Below are 6,294 nucleotides of genomic sequence, written 5' to 3' on the forward strand. Positions count from 1 at the left end.
CCTCCGTCGACTGCTCGACCGTCCCGACCTCGTCGGGTTGCCCGTGATCGTCGGGCACGACTCCGACCGCTCCGTGGTCACCGCCGCCACGTACGAGGCCCGACGCTACGGCGTGAACTCCGCGATGCCGATGGCCGTCGCGAAGCGGCGGTGCCCGAACGCCGTGATCGTCGAGCCGCACTTCGAGAAGTACCGCGAGCAGTCCGCCGCCGTGATGGCCGTGTTCGACCGCTTCACCCCGCGGGTCGAGCGGCTCGGCATCGACGAAGCCTTCCTCGACGTCGCCGGCGCGATCCGGCTCTACGGCACCCCGTGGGAGATCGGCACCGCCATCCGCGCCGCCGTCCTCGAGCAGACCGGGCTGCACTGCTCGGTCGGGGCGGCGTCGACGAAGTTCGTGGCCAAGCTCGCGTCCAGCCGGGCGAAGCCGGACGGCCTGCTCGTCGTCCCCGCTGCCGACACGGTCGCGTTCCTCCACCCGCAGCCCGTGTCCGCGCTCTGGGGCGTCGGCGGCAAGACCCAGGAGACCCTCGAACGCCGGGGCATCCGCACCGTCGGCGACCTCGCCACGACGCCGCTGCCGTCGCTCGTCGCGGCCCTCGGTCCCGCTGGCGGCCAGCGGCTCCACGACCTGTCGTGGGGCCGCGACCCACGGACCGTCGAGACCGGCGTCGGTGAGAAGTCGATCGGGCACGAGGTCACCTTCGGCCGCGACCTCACCGAACGCGACGACGTCGCCCGGGAACTCCTGCGCCTCGCCGACAAGGTCGCCGTCCGGCTCCGTCGCGCCGACGTGCAGGCGCGGACCGTCGCGCTCAAGGTCCGGTACACCGACTTCACGACGCTCACCCGGTCGCGCACCCTCGCCGAGCCCACCGACGTCGCCAAGCGGATCCACCGCGAAGCCGTCGAGCTCTACGACGTCCTCCACCGACCGGGCAACCGCATCCGGCTCATCGGCGTCCGTGGCGAGAACCTCGTTCCCGCGGCGGCGAGCAACGCCCTGTGGGACGACGACGCGCCGTGGCGGGACACCGAGACCACGGTCGACGCCGTGGCGGCACGGTTCGGCGCGGGCGTGCTCCGGCCGGCCTCGCTCGTCCGCGGCGCGCCCGAGCAGCGGGCCCCGCACGCCAGGCAGGACCCCGGGTGACGGTAGAATCGCGTGCAGTGAGCGCAGCGGAGTACGAGAACCAGCAGCAGGCCGCCACGCTGTGGGGCGATGCGTCGTCGAACCCGATCGAGCGCCCGGCCACCGCCGACGGCCACGCCGCCAGGCCCCACGACGAAGCCGCCGCCAGGCCCCACGACGAAGCCGCCGCGCGGCCCCACGACGAAGCCGCCGCGCAGGCCGAAGCCGCAGGCAACGCCGCCGCCGAGCACCTCTCGCCCGCGTTCCCGGACCGCGCCGCCTGGGGTACTGCGAGGAAGCTCCGCGCCTGGCAGGTCGAGGCGCTGACGAAGTACTTCGAGACCGAGCCCCGTGACTTCCTCGCAGCGGCGACCCCGGGCGCCGGCAAGACGACCTTCGCGCTCCGGCTCGCGACCGAGCTGCTCGCCCGCGGCACCGTCGACCGGATCGTCGTGGTCGCCCCGACCGAGCACCTGAAGCGCCAGTGGGCGGACTCCGCCGACCGGGTCGGCATCCGGATCGACCCCATGTTCAAGAACGGCGACGGCATGTTCGGCCGGCACTACCAGGGCGTGGCGATCACGTACGCCCAGGTCGGCATGAACCCCGAGGTGCACCAGCGCATCACGGCCGGCGGCAAGACCCTCGTCATCCTCGACGAGGTCCACCACGGCGGCGACGCCCTCACCTGGGGCGACGGCATCCGGCAAGCCTTCTCGAAGGCCACCCGTCGGCTGTCGCTGTCCGGCACGCCGTTCCGCTCCGACACCGCGCCCATCCCGTTCGTGCAGTACGCGCCCGACGAGCAGGGGATCCGGACCTCGATCTCGGACTACAACTACGGCTACGGGCGCGCGCTCAAGGACGGCGTCGTCCGCCCGGTGCTGTTCATGGCCTACGCCGGTCAGATGCGCTGGAAGACCCGCATGGGCGACGAGATGTCGGCCTCGCTCGGCGAGCAGGTCACGAAGGACATCACCGCCCAGGCGTGGCGCACCGCCCTGTCGCCCGACGGCGAGTGGATGCCCGCGGTCCTGACGGCCGCCGACAAACGGCTCACCGAGGTCCGTCGGGGCGTCCCCGACGCCGGCGGGCTCGTCATCGCCACGGACACGACGACGGCCAGGGCGTACGCGCGGATGCTGACGCAGATCACGGGGGAGCGGCCGACGGTCGTCCTCTCCGACGAAGCCGCCGCCTCGGAGCGCATCGGAGCGTTCGCCGAGGGCGACTCACGCTGGATGGTCGCCGTCCGCATGGTGTCCGAAGGCGTCGACGTCCCGCGGCTCTGCGTCGGTGTGTACGCCACGAGCGCGAGCACGCCGCTGTTCTTCGCCCAGGTGATCGGTCGCTTCGTGCGTGCCCGCCGTCGTGGCGAGACCGCCTCCGTGTTCCTGCCGAGCGTTCCAGGCCTGATGGCCCTCGCGGCGTCGCTCGAGCTCGAACGCGACCACGCCCTCGACCGCCCGAAGGACGCGGACGACGGGATGTACAACCCCGAGGACGCGATGGTCGCCGAGGCCAACCGCGAGGACCGCGCGTCCGAGAGCCTGCTCGAGGTGCAGCCGTTCGAGGCCCTCGACTCGCAGGCGTCGTTCGACCGCGTGCTCTACGACGGCGGCGAGTTCGGGTCCGGCGGCGAGGTCGGCTCGCTCGAGGAACTCGACTTCATCGGCATCCCCGGGCTCCTCGAGCCCGACCAGGTGCGCGACCTGCTCCGCGCCCGCCAGGCGTCCCAGGCCAAACGCTCCAAGGGGCGGCCGGCGAAGGACGGGATGCCGAAGGCCACGCCGGACGAGAGCCGGCCGATGTACATGACGCTCAAGGAGCAGCGGACCGAGCTCGCACGCCTCGTCTCCATCTGGTCCCGGCACTCGAACGAGCCGCACGGGGCCATCCACGCGGAGCTCCGACGGATCAGCGGCGGTCCGGCCGTGGCGCAGGCGAGCGTCGAGCAGATCCAGAAGCGCATCGACGTGCTCCGGTCGCGCATCGGCGGACGGCGGTGACCCTCCCGTGATCGAGCCCGTCGACGACCGGACGTGGCTCGTCAAGCGGGACGCGGAGTCCTCGCCCGAGGCCATCATCGACCGGTTCGCCGGGGGCTACCGGCTGCGCCGCTTCTCGCTCACCGAGTCGCGTCGGACTGCCCACGGGGTGTTCACGGGCCCCGAGCTCGCCGAGACCGCATGGTGGCGCCTCCGCGACCGCCGACGAGACTGAGCTGCGACCGACGCGGGGCGTGCACTCCAGGCACGACCGACGCCGGGCACGCACGCCCGGCACGGTCTAGCGTGCGATCCGTGACCGAAGAACGTCGCCGCGAAGTCGGCCGTGCTGATGCCCCCGTCGAGGACGAGATCCACGATTCCTTCGAAGCCGTCGTCGAGGAGGGCACCGAACGGCTGCAGCGGACGACGCGGGTCGTGCTCGCCACCGGGTTCGCCGGCGGCCTCGAGATCGGGCTCGGCGTGATGGCGTACCTCGCCGTCCTGCACGCGACCGGCGACCACCTCCTCGCCGGGATCGCGTTCGGTGTCGGGCTGGTGGCGCTGTACCTCGCGCACAGCGAGCTGTTCACGGAGAACTTCCTGATGCCGATCGTCGCGCTCATCGCGAAGGAGGGGACGGTCGGCCAGCTCCTCCGGCTGTGGGTCGGCACCCTCGTCGCCAACCTCGCGGGCGGATGGCTCTTCATGTGGCTCGTCGTCCAGGCGTTCCCGCAGTGGCACGACGAACTCGAGGAGTCGGCCCGCCACTACGTGGACGCGCCGTTCGGGCTGCAGGTCGCGGTGCTCGCCGTCCTCGGCGGCAGCACGATCACGCTGGTGACCCGGATGCAGCAGGGGACGGACTCCGACCCGGCGAAGATCGTCGCCGCGGTCATCGGCGGGTTCCTGCTGTCCGGCCTCCAGCTGTTCCACTCGATCCTCGACTCGCTGCTCGTCTTCGGCGCCATCCAGGCCGGCGCGTCGATCAGCTACGGCCAGTGGCTCGGGTGGTTCGGGTACACCCTCGTGTTCAACGTCCTCGGTGGTGTGGTCCTCGTGACCGCGCTGCGCCTCGTCCGGTCGGCCGACCTGCTGCAGCACCGTCGCCGGAGCGCGCCCACCGAGCCCGGTCGGTCGAGCGCGGAACAGTGACAGCACCCACCAGCGACAGCGCCGACCGGGGAGAGCGCCCTCCAGCGACAGCGCCCACCAGCGAGGCGGGCGGAGCTCAGCGCACCATCCGGACCGACCGCTCGATCGGGCCGAACGACGACCTCGCCCCGTCGGTGGCGAACCCGTTGCGTCGGTAGAACGCCTGCGCCCGCGGGTTGTCCTCCGCGACCCACAGCGACGCCGGACGGTCGCCGAGCACCGCGTCGAGGAGTCGCTGCCCGGCACCGGATCCGTGCGCCCGCGCCAGCACGTAGAGCATCGTGAGCTCCTCCGGCCGCACCGGGTCCTCGTCGGTCGGCGAGGACGGCGTCGGTCGCACGGCACCGAAGCCGACCAGGTCGTCGCCGTCGAGGGCCACCACGGTGGAGAACGCGTGCTCGGTCAGGTTCGTCCGCCACATCGCGATCCGCGGCTCGACGGCGAACCACGGGCTGGTGTCCGGGTCCTCCACGAAGCGGCCGTAGGTCTCGCGCCACGACGTCGCGTGGACCAGGGCGATCGGTTCGGCGTCCTCGAGCGTGGCGGACCGGACGGAGATCGACGTCGTCATGCCCTGACCGTACCCATCCGCGGAGCGACGACCCCGCCGACCGACGGCGCGGCTTGGTGACGCCGCCAGGGAAACTCCGGTAGACCGGACACATGGCAGATTCGATCCCGCACGTCCTGGTCCTCGGTGGCGGCTCCGCCGGCTACACGACCGTCAAGCAGCTGCAGAAGCACGCCGCGACGGTCCCGATGCGCATCACGCTCGTCGACCAGAACACCTACTACACGTACCTGCCGTTCCTGCCGGAGGTCGCCGGCGGCCACATCGCGCCGAAGGACGTCACCTTCGAGCTGCGCCGCGCCCTCAAGAAGACGCGGGTCATCCAGGGCAAGGTCACCGGGATCTCGTCGAAGGACAAGACCGTGTCGATCTCGACCGCGGGCGGTGACGACCGCACGCTCGGCTACGACCAGCTCGTCGTCGCGCTCGGATCGGTCACCCGGACCTTCCCGACGCCCGGGCTCGAGGAGTACGGCGTCGGCTTCAAGACGGTCGAGGAAGCCGCGTACGTCCGCGCCAAGCTCCTCGACAACATCGCGAAGGCCGCTGCCACCCGCGACGAGGACGAGCGCCGCCGCCTCCTGACGAGCATCTTCGTCGGCGGTGGCTACACCGGTGTCGAGGCGATCGGTGAGCTGTTCGACGTGTCGCAGGCCGCCATCAAGACGTACCCGTCGCTCGCGGGGGAGCACCCCCGCTGGGTCCTCATCGACGCCCTCGACCGTGTCGCGCCCGAGGTCGGCCCCGAGCTGTCGAAGTGGACCCTCGAGTCGCTGCGCGCCCGCGGCATCGACGTCCGCCTCAAGACGACGATGCCGAGCGCCGAGGGCGGCGTCATCAAGCTCTCCGACGGCGACGAGTTCGCTGCCGGCCTCCTCGTCTGGACCGCCGGCGTCAAGCCGAACCCGCTCCTCGACGCCACCGACCTGCCGCGGGGACCGAAGGGCCACCTCGCCGCGAACGCGAAGCTCCAGGTCGAGGACGAGTCGACGCACGAGGTCGTCCCCGGCGTCTGGGGCCTCGGCGACGTCGCACAGGTGCCCGACCTCACCGCGGAGAAGCAGCCGGCGTACTACCCGCCGAACGCGCAGAACGCGGTCCGGCAGGCCGTCGTCGCGGCCGACAACGTCGTGGCGACCATCACGGGCAAGCCGCTCGAGGAGTACCGCCACCCGTCCATCGGCACCGTCGCGTCGTACGGCGTCGCGAAGGGCGCGGCGAACATCAAGGGCGTCAAGATGACGAACCTGCTCGCGTGGCTCGCACACCGCGCCTACCACGTGTACGCGATGCCGACGCTCAACCGCAAGGCGCGGATCGTCATCGGCTGGGTCACCGGAGCGGTGTCCGGTCGCGACGCGACCTCGCTCATCAAGGAGACGGACCCGCGTCGCAACTTCGTCGAGGCGTCGAAGAGCTAGACGCGACCACCTGACGGACGGGAGGGG

6 protein-coding genes are annotated in these 6,294 nt (G+C 71.8%); 5 read left to right on the plus strand and 1 reads right to left on the minus strand.

Going from position 1 to position 6,294, the window contains the following annotated elements:
• From dinB to I59_RS12990, 4 genes are all read left to right on the plus strand, one after another.
• On the plus strand, positions 1-1,153 hold a 1,153-nt coding region (gene dinB, locus I59_RS12975), incomplete at its 5' end, for a DNA polymerase IV (protein ID WP_022904233.1).
• 17 nt (positions 1,154-1,170) lie between these two features.
• Positions 1,171-3,141, plus strand: coding sequence for a DEAD/DEAH box helicase (locus tag I59_RS12980; RefSeq protein WP_022904234.1), 1,971 nt, complete (start codon positions 1,171-1,173; stop codon positions 3,139-3,141).
• A 7-nt stretch (positions 3,142-3,148) separates the two neighbouring features.
• Positions 3,149-3,355 carry a hypothetical protein gene (locus I59_RS12985; protein WP_022904235.1) on the plus strand — a complete coding sequence of 69 codons (207 nt, stop codon included), beginning with the start codon at positions 3,149-3,151 and terminating at the stop codon, positions 3,353-3,355.
• A gap of 80 nt (positions 3,356-3,435) precedes the next feature.
• Positions 3,436-4,275: a formate/nitrite transporter family protein gene (locus I59_RS12990; protein ID WP_031273780.1), complete on the plus strand. Its 840-nt coding sequence runs from the start codon at positions 3,436-3,438 to the stop codon at positions 4,273-4,275.
• A 76-nt stretch (positions 4,276-4,351) separates the two neighbouring features.
• Here the strand turns inward: I59_RS12990 and I59_RS12995 are convergent, their stop codons facing one another.
• A complete protein-coding gene (locus I59_RS12995; protein WP_022904237.1) occupies positions 4,352-4,846 on the minus strand; it encodes a GNAT family N-acetyltransferase in 495 nt (164 codons plus the stop codon).
• Between the two features lie 92 nt (positions 4,847-4,938).
• Here I59_RS12995 and I59_RS13000 point away from each other — a divergent pair, with 92 nt between their 5' ends.
• The gene (locus I59_RS13000) at positions 4,939-6,267 is read left to right on the plus strand and encodes an NAD(P)/FAD-dependent oxidoreductase (RefSeq protein WP_022904238.1); all 1,329 of its coding nucleotides are present in this window, start codon (positions 4,939-4,941) and stop codon (positions 6,265-6,267) included.
• Positions 6,268-6,294: the final 27 nt, after the last annotated feature.

It is taken from the genome of Curtobacterium sp. B8 (genome assembly GCF_000333315.1).
Lineage (GTDB): Bacteria > Actinomycetota > Actinomycetes > Actinomycetales > Microbacteriaceae > Curtobacterium > Curtobacterium luteum.